The sequence below is a fragment of the Nannocystis pusilla genome, from assembly GCF_026626665.1.
In the GTDB taxonomy this organism is placed as follows: Bacteria; Myxococcota_A; Polyangia; order Nannocystales; family Nannocystaceae; genus Nannocystis; species Nannocystis pusilla.
This window is the reverse complement of sequence record NZ_JAPNKE010000002.1, coordinates 5,516,358-5,529,862: the sequence shown is the minus strand read 5'-3', so window position 1 is coordinate 5,529,862 and position 13,505 is coordinate 5,516,358. Positions and strand designations below refer to the sequence as shown.

Genomic DNA, 13,505 nt, shown 5'->3' with positions numbered 1-13,505 from the left:
GGGTCGGGGCTACGTCGGGCCGCCCGACTCGACGAGGGCGGCGAGGCGGGCCAGCGATTGGCGCCAACCGGTCGCGTTGTCGGTCGGCGGCACGCCCGGCGGGAGGCCCTCGTGGATCGCGTGGAGGTCGGTGCCGCCTTCGTCGGCGTCGACGAGGGTGGTGGTGATCGTCATCTCGCCCTGCAGGGCGGGATCGTCGGTCTCGAACTCGAGCGATTCGACGATCCTCTCGTCGGGCACGAGCGCGACGAAGCGGCCGTGATAGGTGTCGGTGTGCGCGGTCGTCTTGCCGGTCGCGGTCGGCTCGACGTAGGTGAGCGAGACGCGGAACGCCCCGCCCTCGCGCGGCTCGAAGGTGTGCACGCTGCTGGTCATGCCGGGCGGCACGCGCCACTTCTCGACGGCGCTCGCGTCGAGCAGCGCGCGGTAGACGGCGGCGCGCGGGGCCTTGATGTGGCGGGAGATCCGGGTCGTGCTCACGGGCGAGACGTAGCACCCGCGCGGAGGTGCGCAACGGCGGGGGCGACCGCGAATCCTGGGCCGTCGCGCGATCGGGGCGGCTCCGTGCGAGCGGAGAAAAAGCGCGAACGCGAGCCATGGAGACGTCCTCAAAATGACTGGTTTGACTGTGGCAGTCATTTAAGCCATGCTGCTTTTCATGGCAGCGCGAGACCCGACGAGGCGGCGGAGGATCATGGACGTGGCCAAGCGCCACTTCACCGAGCGTGGCTTCAAGGGGACCACGCTCGACGCGATCGCCGAGGAGTCGCGCTGCGCCAAGGGAGCGCTCTACCTCGAGTTCGCCGACAAGGAGACGCTGCTGCGCGCGGTGGTCGAGGAGACGTTCGCGGCGATCCGCCGCAGCTTCGCCGCCGAGGTGATGGCGATCGCGTCGCCGCTGCAGCGGCTGGGCGAGACGCTGCGGTTCGCGTACCGCCAGTACGCGCGCGAGCCGCTGTTCGGCCGGCTGATGCGCGAGGACCCGGAGCTGCGGGCGCTCGGCCTCGGCTCGCACGAGGACGACGGGCGGGCCGCGCGGGCGCAGATCGAGCAATTGGCGGGCTGGGTCGACGAGGGCATCGCGCGCGGCGAGATCCGCCCCGACGTCGACCGCGACGTCGTGCCGTTCGCGCTCGGCGTGCTGCGCTCGGCGCCGCAGCAGCTCGCGCTGACCAGCGGGCTGGTGAGCGTGTCGCAGGAGCGCGTGCTCGAGGGGCTGGTGCAGCTGTTCCTCGCGGGGCTGGCCGCGCCGCCGAAGCCGGCGGCGAGCCGGGCGCCCGCGGCGAAGAAGAAGACCACACGCAAACAGATGAGGAGGCAGTCATGAGTGCGAGTGCCAGTGCGATCACCGTCGAGGGGCTGGGGAAGCGCTTCGGCGCGGTGCAGGCGGTCGACGACGTCAGCTTCGCCGTCGAGCCGGGCGAGATCTTCGGCTTCATGGGCCACAACGGCGCGGGCAAGACGACGACCCTGCGCATGCTGCTGGGGTTGACGCAGCCGACAAGCGGCCGCGCCGCGGTGCTCGGCCACGACATCGTGCGCGCCACGCTCGAGGTGCGGCGCGTGGCCGGCTACCTGCCGGCATCGTACGCGCTGCCGCCGGACATGACGGCGCGCGAGTTCTTGCAGTACGTGGCGGCGATGTTCGCCATTCCGCCGGCCACGGCGCGGGCCCGCGGCGACGCGCTGCTGCGCCGATTCGGCCTCGAGGACGCGGCCGACCGCAAGCTGCGCGGCTTCTCGACCGGGATGACGCAGAAGGTCGGGCTGGCGCAGGCGCTCATCAACGAGCCGCGGGTGCTCCTCCTCGACGAGCCGACCGCGGGCCTCGACCCGCTCGGCCGCCACGAGCTGCTCGAGCACCTCCGCGAGCTGGCGCAGCAGGGCGTCACGATCGTGTTCTCGTCGCACATCCTGTCGGACGTCGAGACGCTGTGCCGGCGGGTGGCGGCGATGCACCACGCGAAGCTGATCGCCTGCGGCGAGATCGCGGCGCTGCGGCGCGAGCATGGGGCGGCGACGATGGACGAGCTGTACCTCACCCTCGTGCGGAGGCAGGCGTCATGACGCGGCTCCTGTGGCTCGATTATCTGGCGGGGCTGCGCGAGCGCAAGACGTGGATCGCGGCGGCGATGCTGGTCTACGCGGTGCTGGTGATCCCGCTGCTGCTGGCCGACCCGCCGCCCCACGTCCGCGAGGCGATCGCGGCGTGGTTCGCCGACGCCGACCCGTTCGCGGTGTTCATGTTCGTGTGGATCGACCTGGTCATGAACAAGGTGGCGACGTTCGTGCCGGTGATCCTGGCCAGCGGGGTGGTGCTGCGCGAGCGCGACACCGGGGTGCTGGCGGTGCTGGCGGCCAAGCCGCTGACGCTGTCGCGCTATTTCGTGGTCCGCACGGTCTCGGCGTGCGCGGTCATGCTGACGCTGTACGTGGGGGCGCAATTGCTGGCGGCGCTGTGGTTCCCGGGGCGCGTCGCGGGCTTCCGGCCGGGCACGTTCCTGGCGGCGATGAGCCTGCACGCGTTCGCGGTGCTGTTCGCCACCGCGTTCGCGGCGACGGTGAGCGTGGCGGTGGGCCGGCGCGGGGCGGGCGCGCTGGTGGCATTGATGCTGCTCGGGCTGATGGTCGGTCTGGCGCTGGTCGGGTTCTACCAGCCCGAGTGGTACGAGATGACGCTGGTCAATCCGCTGACCCTGGGCGCGCTGTCGATGCGGGATCTGGCGCACCTGGGCGCGTCGACGCTGCTGCCGCCGATGCTGGCGCTGGCGGGGCTCACGGCGGTGACGATCGCGCTGGGCTCGCGGGTGGTGCGAAAGGTGGAGGTGTGATCATGTCGACTGCATCGCTCGAATTCTCGCAACACTTGCGCCGCGAATGGCGGTTCGTCCCGCGGCGCGGGCCGCTCGTCATGATGTCGGTCGGCGTCCTCTGCGTGGTGTTCAATCACCTGGTGTTGCCGCTGTTCCCCGAGCGCGCGCTCGCGTTCATGCGCGTGGGGTTCCGGCTCGAGGACATGGCCGGGGTGCTGGCGCTCAACGACCTGATGGGCGTGTACTTCCCGACCTTCTTCGTCGGGCTGACCGGGTCGCTCGGGGTGGTGCTGCTGGCCCGCGAGGAGCACCGCCTCGAGCTGCTGCTCGCCAAGCCGGTGCGCACGGCCGACTTCGTGGCGGCGCGGGCGCTGCCGGTGCTGGCGTGGACCGCCGCCGTGGGCGTGGTGAGCTCGACGGCGATGGCGATCGCCCTGGCGGTGCAGGCCGAGGTCGGGACCAGCGTGACGCCGCTCGGAGCGCTCGGCGGCGGGCTGCTGCTGACCGCGCTGGCGGTGGTGCTGCTGGCGGCGCTGCAGATCGCGTTCGTGCGGATCCGCGACCCGTTCACCGGGCTGCTGGTGGCCTGCGGCGCGTGGTTCGGGACGATGATGCCGACGGCGGTGCTGCTGTACCGGCCGGACGCGTTCGCCGGGCATCCGGTGGTCCTGCACAACCTGGTGATGCCGAGCCTCCTGTGGCACGAGGCGACGCTGCGCTGGCTCGGACCGCTGAGCCTACTGCTCGCGCTGCCGCTCTCGGTGGTGCTGGCGCGCGCGGCAGGGGCGTGGCTCGAGCGCTCCGACGCGCTGTGATGGCCGAGGCAAGCTGGCGTATAGGCCATGTTTTTCAGGACATGGCCTGAAGAACATGGCCGTGACTTCGACCTCGGTGGCGGTTCGTGGCCGTGGTGAGCGGGGGCGAACCGACGACGCGCGCGCTCGCCGGAGCTTGTCGTGGGCGACGCGCGATGGACGAGTCCGCCGGTGATTCTCACGCTGCGAGATCGGAGGTCGGACGTCGTCGAGTCGAGGCGTGAGGATCTCGCGTGCGCGAGTCGCCCGAGCCCGCGCAGCCTTGTCGAAGCCGGAGCGGCGGATTATCACCTCTCGCATGAGAGCGATCGTCGTCGAAGAGTTCGGTGGGCCCGAGGTCCTGAAGGTGGTCGAGTTGCCGGCGCCGCAGCCCGGAGCGGGGGAGGTCCGGATCCGCGTGCGCGCGGCCACGGTCAATCCGACCGACGTGTTGCTGCGCTCGGGGGAGATCGCGCGATTGGTGCCGAAGCTGCCGCCGCCGCCGTACATCCCCGGGATGGACGCGGCAGGGGTGATCGATGCGGTCGGTCCGGGCGGCGACGGCCGGCTGAAGGTCGGCGACGAGGTCATCGCGGTCGTCACGCCCTTCGGTCCGCACAAGGGCGCGTACGCCGAGCAGGTCGTGGCGCCCGCGGCCTCGGTGGTCCACGTGCCGAAGGGCAGCGGCCTGCCGGCAGCGTCGACGCTGCTGATGAACGCGCTGACGGTGCGCCTGGGGCTCGACGCGCTCGGCCTGCAGCCCGGGCGGACGGTCGCTATCACGGGCGCGGCGGGGGCGGTCGGGGGCTTTGCGATCAAGCTGGCCAAGGCCGACGGTCTGCGGGTGATCGCGGACGCGTCACCGGCCGACCACGCGCTGGTCGAGCGGCTCGGGGCCGATGTCATCCTCGAACGCGGCGACGAGCTGGCGCGGCGGATCCGCGAGGTCGCCCCGCAGGGGGTCGACGCGGTCATCGACGCGGCGATGCTCCACGAGCAGATCTTGCCGGCGATCGCCGACGGCGGAGGAATCGTGACAGTGCGCGGATGGAGCGGTCCGACGGAGCGCGGCATCGTGGCGCACCCGGTGTTCGTCGGCTCGGCGCTGACCGACACCGCGAAGCTCGAGCGCCTGCGCCAGCAAGCGGAAGTGGGTGAGCTGACCCTGCGCGTGGCGAGGGTGCTGCCAGCCGCGGAGGCCGCGGAGGCGCATCGCTTGCTCGAGGCGGGCGGCGTCCGCGGTCGGCTGGTGCTGGACTTCAGCGCCTGAAGTCGCGAGCGTGCCGCGCAGTGATTCGGCGTCGCCGCGAGTTGCGCCGCGGACTCGAGCGCCCGACGGGTCCGGGCCGCGGGGCCGCCGTCGTCGAGCGACGCGGCCGGCTCCGGGCGCGGGCTTGACAGTCCGCGGGCTGCCGCAAAAAAACCGCGCGTGGCCGTCCGGTTCCCGTTCACGCAGTGGATCTCGCCGCGGCAACCGCCGGAGGTCGAGCGGCTGCTGAAGTCGGCGGCGACGCGCGAGGGGGTGCTGTCGCTCGCGGGCGGGCTGCCGGGGGAGGACCTGTTCCCGCGCGCGGCGCTGGCCGAGGCGCTCGAGGAGGTCATGCGGGAGCACGGCCGCGAGGCGCTGCAGTACCAGTGGCCCGAGGGCTACGGGCCGCTGCGCGAGCAGGTCGCGGCGATGCTGCGCGACCGCGGCGTCGAGGTCGCGCAGGACGAATTGCTGATCACCAGCGGCGCCCAGCAGGCGCTGGATCTGCTGGCGCGACTGCTGCTGCGCCCCGGCGACGCGCTGGGGATCGAGTCGCCGACCTACGTCGCGGCGATCGAGGTGTTCGGGCTGCAGCGGCCGCGGATGGTCCCGCTGGCGCGCGGCGAGGACGGGCTCGACCTCGCGGCTGTGCGCGCGCTGGTGCGAGGCGCCGAGAAGAGCCTGTTGTACCTCGCGCCCGCGGGCCACAACCCGAGCGGCTCGTCGCTGAGCGCCGAGGCCTGCGAGTCGCTGGTCGAGCTCAGCCGGGCGCACGACGCCCTCGTCATCGAGGACGACGCTTACGGGCGGATCCAGTTCGAGGCGCCGCGCCGGCCGCTGCGCAGCTACCCCGGCGCGGAGGAGCGGGTGATCCTCGTCGGCACGTTCTCGAAGGCGCTGACGCCCGGGCTCAGGGTCGGATGGATCGTCGCGCCGCCCGCGGTCACTGCCCAGCTGGTGCTGCTCAAGGGCATCGCCGATCTGCAGACGAACACGCTCGGGCAGATGGCGCTGTCGAGCTACCTCGAGCGGCACGACCTCGACGCGCACGTGGCCCGCTGTCTGCCGCGCTACCGCGAGCGGCGCGACGCGATGCTGCAGTCGCTCGCGGAGCACATGCCGGCGGAGGTGCGGTGGACGCGGCCGACGTGCGGCTTTTCGGTGTGGGTGACGCTGCCGGAGGCGCTGGCGGCCGAGGCGTTGCTGGCCCGGGCGATCGAGGCGGGGGTGGCGTTCGAGCCCGGGGCCGCGTTCTTCCCGGTCGAGACGCCGCGCAACTACCTGCGCCTGTCGTTCTCGAATCAGACCCCGGACCGGATCGCCGAAGCAGTGGCGCGGCTCGGCAAGTCGCTGCGCGCGCTCTGAGGGCGTACCGGCGGGCGTCGAGGCAGCGACGTCGAGGCTCGGTTATCATCGACCGCGCCATGGCCGAGGCGCTCACCGTCGATGCGACGCGCGAACCCTATCCCGACAGCTTCTTCGCGCTCAGCTGGCGCTTCGCACCCGACCCGGGCCGGCCCGCGCAGACGTCACGGGGGCTGCTCGACGACGTGCTGGCGATCCTGGCGATCACTGCGCGGCACGAGCTCCTGATCCCGACGCATGTCCACGACGGCGCGCGGCGGATCGCGCTCGAGGTCGACTCGGTCGCGGCGTTCGTCGAGCGGCTCGCTGCTCTGATCGACGCCCGCGAGGTCGGCCCGTACCTCGACGAGATCGGCGGCCACGGCCTGGTCGCGCGCCCGGACGGCGCTCGCGTGCGGCAGGACGGCCTTATCTCCCTGCAAGACCTCCGCCTGGGCGAGCGCGAGTTCTCGGTGGTCACGCGCAAGAGCCTGTGGACGCCGATCGCGCTCGACCGCAGCTTCGGCTTCGAGTGGCAGGTCGAGCTCGCCGATCTCAACGGACCCCGCCTCGAGCGGTGCCTGCAAGAGATCGACGTCGCGCTCGATCTCGCCGTCGAGCCGGCAGCGCACGAGCTCGACCGCGAGCAGCCGATCTGGATCCGCGGCTTCAAGCTGTTCACGAGCCCGGAGATCCTCCGTCGCGAGTTCGCCTGCGACCCACCGCCGGGGCTGGCGTCGATCGATCGATTCATCGCACCCGGGGCGTGAGACGAGCAGGTCCGCGCGCGGACGAGCCGGGCTGGCGGTCGCCGGGCCGCCCCGGGCGTGGTGTACGATGCCCGGCGAATGTCGACCCGCACGCTCGTCGCTCACGTCCTCGCCACCAGCTCGCTCGCGCTCGCAGTCGTCGGTTGCGGCGACGACGGCGGGCAGGCGACGGCGGGCCAGACGGCGACGATGGCCACGACGGTGAGCACGAGCAACGGCACCCAGCCGACCATGGACGCGCCGACGTCGACGAGCAGCACGGAGGGCGGCTCGGACAGCGAGACCGGGACGTCGACGGGGAACCCGGGGACGATGAGCGGGACGATGACCGGCACCACCGGGCCGACCGATCCGTCGGCGGGCGCCAGCAGCTCGACCACCGATGACACCGGCGCGGTCAAGTTCGACATGGCGAGCAGCGGCGACTTCGGCGCGCCGCCGTCGTCGTGCAAGGTCGTCGACGACATGGACGCGATCGGCGACTGCACTGACAAGGCCCCGCCCGACTCGTTCGAGCCCGAGGCGCAGTGGACGTTCACGGGCCCGCCCGGGTTCGAGAACTGCATCGTCATGCCGCTGGTCGTCAACCTTACCGACGACAACGCCGACGGGGAGATCGATCTGTGCGACATCCCGGACGTGGTGGTGGTGGCGGGGCCCGACCAGGGCTCCGACGTGCCGCCGTCGCGGCTCTACGTGCTCGACGGCGCGACCGGGGCGGTCCACTTCTTCGCCTCCGAGATGGTGCAGTTCGAGGGCACGCCTGCGGCCGGCGACATCGACGGCGACGGCATCGCCGAGATCGTCGCCATCGAGCCGGGCTCGGGCGGCCGCCTGATCGCCTTCGAACACGACGGCCAGGTCAAGTGGAAGAGCAACACGTCGTGGCCCGGCTCGCAGTCGGGCTCGATCGCGCTGGCAGACATCGACCAGGACGGCGACGTCGAGATCGTCGCCGGCGCCAATGTATGACCACAACGGGGTCGAGATCTGGACCCGCGGCAACGATTCGTCCTACAACGCCTCGGCCATCGCCGACCTCGACGGTCAGCCCGGGCTCGAGGTGCTGATCGGCGGCGCGGCGTTCCACGCCGACGGCAGCACCTGGTACGACACCAATCAGTTCGGGTGGATCTTCCCGCAGATCGCCAACCTCGACGCCGACCCGCAGCCCGAGGTGCTGCTGGCGCTCGACAACAAGATCGAGCTGCGCCAGCACGACGGGACGCTGGTCTGGAACTTCACGCCGAACGGCCAGAACGACCTCAGCCGACCGATCAATATCCACGACCTCGACGGCGACGCGGCGCCCGAATTCGGCGTCAGCGCGCCCAACTTCTACGGGGTCTACGAGACCAATCAGGCGCTGCTGTGGCAGGCGGCGGTGATCGACCAGAGCGGCCAGGCCGGCGGCACGGCGTTCGACTTCCTCGGCGGCGGCAAGGCCCAGGCGATCTACGCCGACGAGCACACGGTGTGGGTGTTCGACGAGATGGGCTCGCCGCTGATGGACACGCCGCACCTGTCGGGCACGATCATCGAATACCCGGTGGTCGCCGACATCGATAACGACGGCTCGTCGGAGATCCTCGTGGTCTCCAACACGCTGCTCAACGGCGGGGTGGTGCCGTTCACGGTCCAGGCGGTGCGCGACGTCCAGGACCGGTGGGTCCAGGGCCGGCGGATCTGGAATCAGCACACCTATCATGTGACGAACGTGCGCGAAGACGGGACCATCCCGCAGTTCGAGCCGCCGCACTGGACGAAGCTCAACACGTATCGCACGCAGGCGCAGATCGCCGCGGGCGGCGAGGTGTGCATCCCGCCGCAGTGATTGCGTCGACGCGCGCATCTCCGATTCGCGGGATGACCCGCGGCCGGTCGGTCGCGACTCGCAGGTGTCGCCAATGCGCCGCTGCCGGAGTCAGCCGCCGAGCCACATCCACAGGACAGCGGCGACGAGCAGCAGACCGACCAGCAGATTCAGCGCGATGAGGAACTTCTGCGGGCCGCTCGCAGCGCTCCGTTCGACGGCCGCAGCCGAGGGCGCCGCTGGTGCCTCCGCCTGAGTCGTCTCTTCTGGTCGCTGCTGGGGCGGCGAGCCATGGACTTCCGGCGTATGGGGGCGGTCGACCGGCGAGACGACTCCCGTCGCCTCGCTGACCGCCTCGGCTTCCTGCAAGATCAAGGTCGCATCGTCCGGCCTGGGGGCCGCAGTCGCGGTACGCGGGACGACTTGCGTGTATGCCCCGTCGAGCGGGCTCGCGCTGCGGGCGAGCATCATCGTCTATTGCGCCTCGAGGCGGTCGAGCCAGGGGGCGGAATGTCTGTGTAGGCGCATCGTCCCGCTCGGGCTGGCCCCTCGGTCGCGGGACGGCTACGCGCGCCCGTACGGCCGCAGGTCGTTCGCCGCGCGCCATCACTGTCGTCCGCTCATCGCTCTCTGCGGCCTCCGGTTCGCCGCCCCGCGGTAGCACCCCGGTATGTTGCGCGGCCCTCTGGACCCCGGAGTCACCGCTCCGCGGCAGAACCTCCGTCCGCTCTCCGCTCGCGGTCGCCAAACTCTCGGCGCCCTGCGGCGGCCCCTCGGGACCCGCTTCGACCTGCTGCGCCTGGGTTCGGTCTCTGCGCGGCAGCACCGCCGTCCGCTCATCGCTCGCGGCTGCCCCCTGCGGCAGCACCTCCGTGCGCGCCTCGGCCTTCTCCGCCGCGAGTCTATCGCTCCGCGGCAGCACCTCCGTCCGCTCCTGAGCGCCGAGGTTCACCTGCTCGCGCCTGCGCGGGGCGAGCGGATGCTTCATGCTCGCGTCGGGGCCCCTGTTCGGCGGGCTCGTCGACGGTCGGGGCATGTCGCCGGGGACGCTTCCCTGCTCCTGGCTCGACGAATGCGTCGTCGGGGGTGGCTCACCCAGGGCGCTGCTCCGAGGAGCCTCCTGGACGCTCGCGGGCGGCTGAGCCGGCGATGGTGTGTCGACCTGCGGCGGCGGTGGGAGCAGCGCCGCGAGATCGCGCGCCAGGCTCGACGGATCGGGGATGCGATCTTTCGGCCGGCGCGCCAACGCGCGGGTGATGACGGCCGTGAGCGGCGCGGGTAGCTCGATCTGCGGCGCGACCAGCGACGGCACCGGCGCCGGCTGGGTCAGGAGCTTGATCGCCACTGCCGCGGCGCTCGGACCGGAGAATGGATGGACTCCGGTCACCATTTCGAAGAGCAGGACCCCCAGCGAGAACACGTCGGATCTGCCGTCCCCGGGCGCGCCCTCGAGCTGTTCGGGCGCCCGGTATTCGACGAACGTGCCATCGGCGCGCGGTCGAACCGGCGGTGCACCGAGCTCGGCAATCCCGAAGTCGAGCACCTGAGCCTGCCCACTCGCAGCGAGCCACACGTTCCCGGGGCGGAGCGCGCGGTGGGCTGCGCCGGTGGCTGCAGCGAGCGTAGCCAGGCCCTCGGCGCACGCTTGCACGATGGCCGTCGCGCGCGTCCACGGGATCGGCTTGAGGCGAGCGCACAAGCTGGCCAGATCTTCGCCCTGTAACAGCTCCCCCGCCACGAACGGCGGCGACTCCGACGTTGCGACCTGGACGCCCGGCACGATCACCGCCGGATGCACGACGGCCGACGCGGCCGCGAGGCGGGCCGCGTAACGCTGCAGTTCTCCGGCAGCGACGTGCGCGCCGTCGAACACCTTGATGGCGATCGGACGATCCGCGCTGCGATCGTGGGCGAGGAACAATGAGCAGCGCCCACCGGCGAGCACCTGGCGGAGCTCGTAGCGTCCCGCGAGCGTATCACCGACCTTCACGGCCCACCCATCGATATCGAGCTCGTCGCAGCGCCTCCCGTCGAGCTCGCCAGTGTGATGCCATGAACCCCCGCGTGGAAACCACACCACTATATTCGGGATCTTCGGCACCGATCAACACGGCGGTCGCAAAATAGGACGACCAGGTCGCCCCGCCCCCGACTCGCGTTTTCACCCGCCCGCGGCGGCGTTCGCGGGGCACATCCGCTCGCGCCGATTGGCGACAAACCGAAGCACTTGTCCTGGTCGAAGGGCGAGGGTTAGCCTGACGCCGGTGGTGTTCGGGGAGGGTCCATGGGGGAGCACGACGGGAAGAGCGTGGGCGGTCAAGCTGGTGGCCACGGCCTCCTGACGCCAGTGCTCTATTCGCTGACCTGGCACGACGCGCCGGCGGTCGATTGGCGGGTACGGCGTATCGAATTGCTCGAATCGATCTCGGACCTTTACACCCTGCGTTTGCACCTCCTCACCGAGGATCTCGACGCCGACGTCGACGCCTTGCTCGGGGCGAGCTGTACGCTGACGCTCGCGCGGGCCGTGCCGGAGCGGGCCGTTCACGGCATCGTCCGCAGCGTCGACCTGCGCGGCGTGGCCGACGAGCGTCTGCGGGTCGAGTTGACCGTCGTGCCGGCGCTGGCGCTGTTCGCCCAGCGCCGCGACACCCGATTCTGGCAGGACAAGACCGCCCTCGACATCGTCCAGGAGGTCTTGAAGGCCCCGCTGCGCGAGCTCGGCCGCGGGCTCGCGGTCACCGCGGACGCGCAGGCCTACCCCCGCCGCGAGTATTGTGTGCAGTACCGGGAGACCGACCTCGAGTTCGTCCGCCGCTTGCTCGCCGAGGAAGGCATCGCCTTCTACTTCCGCCACGACCTGGACGACACGGCCGAGGTCTTGACCCTGCTCGGCCTCACGCAGCACGCGCCCGAGCTCGCCCACCCCGACCTCAGCGAATTGCCGGTCAGGGCGCCGGGGGGCGGCGCAGCGTCGACCGAGTCCATCGCGGCCTTCGACTGGCGTAGCGACCTCGCCGGCACCTCGACGGTTCAGCGCGACTGGGATTGGCAGCAGGCCGCCGATGCCCCTTATCAACACGAGCGCCGCGGCCAGGACAGCAAGAACCGCGTGCGCGAGAGCTACGATCACGACGACCGGCGCCTGCACGCCGACGACGGCAAGCAGCGCGCGTCGCCGGCTCGAGGCGATGACCGCCACGAAGGACAGCGGGGCCGGTCGAAGCGACGTCGCCGCGCTCGCCCCGGGCCACCGGATCAAGCTGGCGCTGCACCCGCGCCACGAGCTCGACGGCGAGTACCTGCTCGCACGCGTCGAGCACCGCGGAGAGGCGCCGGAGGCCGAGGCCTTCGGCGACGACCACCAAGGCGGCACCCGCTACGACAACAGCTTCGAGTGCGTGCGCGCCGACGTCCCGCTGCGTCCGCCGCTCGCGCCTGCACGTCCGCGCGTGCACGGGCCGCACACGGCGATCGTCGTCGGCCCTGCAGGCGAGGAGATCCACACCGACGAGCACGGGCGGATCAAGGTCCGATTCCACTGGGACCGCATCTCGCCGGCCGACGACACCGCCTCGTGCTGGATCCGCGTCGCCCAGACCTGGGCCGGCGCCGGCTGGGGCGCGACGTTCCTGCCGCGCATCGGCATGGAGGTCCTGGTCGAGTTCATCGACGGCGATCCCGATCGCCCGCTCGTCACCGGTTGCGTCTACAACTCGACCCACGGCGCGCCGTACCCGCTCCCTGCGAGCAAGACCCGCAGCGCCATCAAGACCGAGTCCACCCCGGGCGGCGGCGGCTTCAACGAGATCTCGTTCGAGGACGCCAAGGGCGCCGAGGAGCTGTTCATCCACGCGCAGCGCGACCTGAAGCTGGTCGTCCTCCGCGACGGCGGCAGCAACGTCGGCCGCGACGACGCCGGCAGCGTCGGCCGCGACCAGAACGCCTCGGTCGGGAACAACCGCGTCGCCTCCGTCGGCGCCAACGAGACCGCCTCTGTCGGCGCCAACCAGACCGTCTCGGTCGGCGCCAACCAGAGCATCTCCGTCGGCGCCAATCAGAGCACCTCGGTCGGCGCCAGTCAGAGCACCTCGGTCGGCGCCGACCAGAGCGTCACCGTGCAAGGCAGCCGCACCACGACCGTCACCGGGAGCGACACCGTCTCGGTCACCGGCGAGCGCAGCCTGAGCGTCGACGGCGGCCTCAACGAGACCATCACGAGCGGCGCGAGCCTCACGGTCACCGGTACGCGCAGCGTCGTCGTGTCCGCGGCCGCCACGGAGACCGTGGGCGCGAGTCGTACGGTCATGGTCGGCGCGGCCCAGACCCACACGGTCGCTGCTGCCGCGAGCCTCACCGCGGCCTCCATCGCGCAGACCGCCGCCGGCGTCTACACGGTGCAGGCCGGCGGTGCCATGACCTCTCCGCCGGGCCTTCGGCCGACCTCGGCGCCCTGGCGGTGACGATCGCAGGCGCTACCTCGATCCTGCTCACCTGCGGCGGCAGTGCGATTCAGCTCGATCCGGGCGGCGTCACCATCAACGCCGGCACCATCAAGATCGCCGGCGGCTCCGTCGATATCACCGGCGGCATCGTCAAGATCAACTGATTCCCGGAATTCGTCATGGATCCGCTGACCCGCGCCGCCCAACGATTCTCCGGCACGCTCGCCGAGCGCTGGCGACAGGCCCCGCTCGTGCGCCTCGTCGCGGCCGCGCACCA

General features: G+C 71.5%; 12 protein-coding genes and 2 pseudogenes. 11 read left to right on the top strand and 3 right to left on the bottom strand.

The features are described from left to right. Positions 1 to 9 precede the first annotated feature (9 nt). Positions 10 to 480, bottom strand: a complete 471-nt coding sequence (locus OV079_RS24560; RefSeq protein ID WP_267771283.1) for an SRPBCC family protein — start codon at positions 478 to 480, stop codon at positions 10 to 12. Positions 481 to 694: 214 nt separating this feature from the next. Between OV079_RS24560 and OV079_RS24555 the strand changes: the two genes are divergently transcribed. The 9 genes from OV079_RS24555 (at position 695) to OV079_RS24515 (ending at position 8,804) form a co-directional block, all read left to right on the top strand. After that, on the top strand, positions 695 to 1,327 hold the full coding sequence (locus OV079_RS24555; RefSeq protein WP_267771282.1) for a TetR/AcrR family transcriptional regulator: 633 nt from the start codon (positions 695 to 697) through the stop codon (positions 1,325 to 1,327). Next, entirely contained in the window at positions 1,324 to 2,067 is a 744-nt protein-coding gene (locus tag OV079_RS24550; RefSeq protein WP_267771281.1) for an ABC transporter ATP-binding protein, read from the top strand. Before OV079_RS24555 ends, OV079_RS24550 begins: the two co-directional genes overlap by 4 nt. Then, the gene (locus tag OV079_RS24545) at positions 2,064 to 2,831 is read left to right on the top strand and encodes a hypothetical protein (RefSeq protein WP_267771280.1); all 768 of its coding nucleotides are present in this window, start codon (positions 2,064 to 2,066) and stop codon (positions 2,829 to 2,831) included. Before OV079_RS24550 ends, OV079_RS24545 begins: the two co-directional genes overlap by 4 nt. Before the next feature lie 2 nt (positions 2,832 to 2,833). Continuing rightward, positions 2,834 to 3,628, top strand: a complete 795-nt coding sequence (locus OV079_RS24540) for a hypothetical protein (RefSeq protein ID WP_267771279.1) — start codon at positions 2,834 to 2,836, stop codon at positions 3,626 to 3,628. A gap of 298 nt (positions 3,629 to 3,926) precedes the next feature. After that, entirely contained in the window at positions 3,927 to 4,877 is a 951-nt protein-coding gene (locus tag OV079_RS24535) for an NADP-dependent oxidoreductase (protein WP_267771278.1), read from the top strand. Between the two features lie 159 nt (positions 4,878 to 5,036). Then, on the top strand, positions 5,037 to 6,221 hold the full coding sequence (locus tag OV079_RS24530; protein WP_267771277.1) for an aminotransferase-like domain-containing protein: 1,185 nt from the start codon (positions 5,037 to 5,039) through the stop codon (positions 6,219 to 6,221). A 59-nt stretch (positions 6,222 to 6,280) separates the two neighbouring features. Beyond that, positions 6,281 to 6,970 (top strand): hypothetical protein, encoded by a 690-nt coding sequence (locus OV079_RS24525; RefSeq protein WP_267771276.1) that lies wholly within the window; start codon positions 6,281 to 6,283, stop codon positions 6,968 to 6,970. 78 nt (positions 6,971 to 7,048) lie between these two features. Continuing rightward, entirely contained in the window at positions 7,049 to 7,942 is an 894-nt protein-coding gene (locus OV079_RS24520) for an FG-GAP repeat domain-containing protein (RefSeq protein ID WP_267771275.1), read from the top strand. Then, positions 7,935 to 8,804 (top strand): hypothetical protein, encoded by an 870-nt coding sequence (locus tag OV079_RS24515; protein WP_267771274.1) that lies wholly within the window; start codon positions 7,935 to 7,937, stop codon positions 8,802 to 8,804. Before OV079_RS24520 ends, OV079_RS24515 begins: the two co-directional genes overlap by 8 nt. 90 nt (positions 8,805 to 8,894) lie before the next feature. On the opposite strand, the gene OV079_RS24510 is transcribed toward OV079_RS24515, so the two are convergent. Next, complete coding sequence (locus OV079_RS24510; protein ID WP_267771272.1) at positions 8,895 to 9,254, bottom strand: hypothetical protein; 360 nt, start codon at positions 9,252 to 9,254, stop codon at positions 8,895 to 8,897. A gap of 808 nt (positions 9,255 to 10,062) precedes the next feature. Next, positions 10,063 to 10,728, bottom strand: a pseudogene (locus OV079_RS58505) (protein kinase domain-containing protein); the annotation flags it as partial. A gap of 339 nt (positions 10,729 to 11,067) precedes the next feature. Between OV079_RS58505 and OV079_RS58500 the strand changes: the two are divergent. Then, positions 11,068 to 13,246: pseudogene (locus OV079_RS58500) on the top strand (type VI secretion system Vgr family protein). Further along, entirely contained in the window at positions 13,243 to 13,392 is a 150-nt protein-coding gene (locus OV079_RS24495) for a hypothetical protein (protein ID WP_267771270.1), read from the top strand. Before OV079_RS58500 ends, OV079_RS24495 begins: the two are co-directional and overlap by 4 nt. Positions 13,393 to 13,505: the final 113 nt, after the last annotated feature.

Excerpts from the sequence above, each read along its gene's own strand:
- OV079_RS24550 (WP_267771281.1), top strand. The coding sequence starts at position 1,324 with ATGAGTGCGAGTGCCAGTGCGATCACCGTCGAGGGGCTGGGGAAGCGC.
- OV079_RS24540 (WP_267771279.1), top strand. The coding sequence starts at position 2,834 with ATGTCGACTGCATCGCTCGAATTCTCGCAACACTTGCGCCGCGAATGG.
- OV079_RS24510 (WP_267771272.1), bottom strand. The coding sequence starts at position 9,254 with ATGATGCTCGCCCGCAGCGCGAGCCCGCTCGACGGGGCATACACGCAA.
- OV079_RS24545 (WP_267771280.1), top strand. The coding sequence starts at position 2,064 with ATGACGCGGCTCCTGTGGCTCGATTATCTGGCGGGGCTGCGCGAGCGC.
- OV079_RS24515 (WP_267771274.1), top strand. The coding sequence starts at position 7,935 with ATGTATGACCACAACGGGGTCGAGATCTGGACCCGCGGCAACGATTCG.
- OV079_RS24520 (WP_267771275.1), top strand. The coding sequence starts at position 7,049 with ATGTCGACCCGCACGCTCGTCGCTCACGTCCTCGCCACCAGCTCGCTC.
- OV079_RS24525 (WP_267771276.1), top strand. The coding sequence starts at position 6,281 with ATGGCCGAGGCGCTCACCGTCGATGCGACGCGCGAACCCTATCCCGAC.
- OV079_RS24535 (WP_267771278.1), top strand. The coding sequence starts at position 3,927 with ATGAGAGCGATCGTCGTCGAAGAGTTCGGTGGGCCCGAGGTCCTGAAG.
- OV079_RS24555 (WP_267771282.1), top strand. The coding sequence starts at position 695 with ATGGACGTGGCCAAGCGCCACTTCACCGAGCGTGGCTTCAAGGGGACC.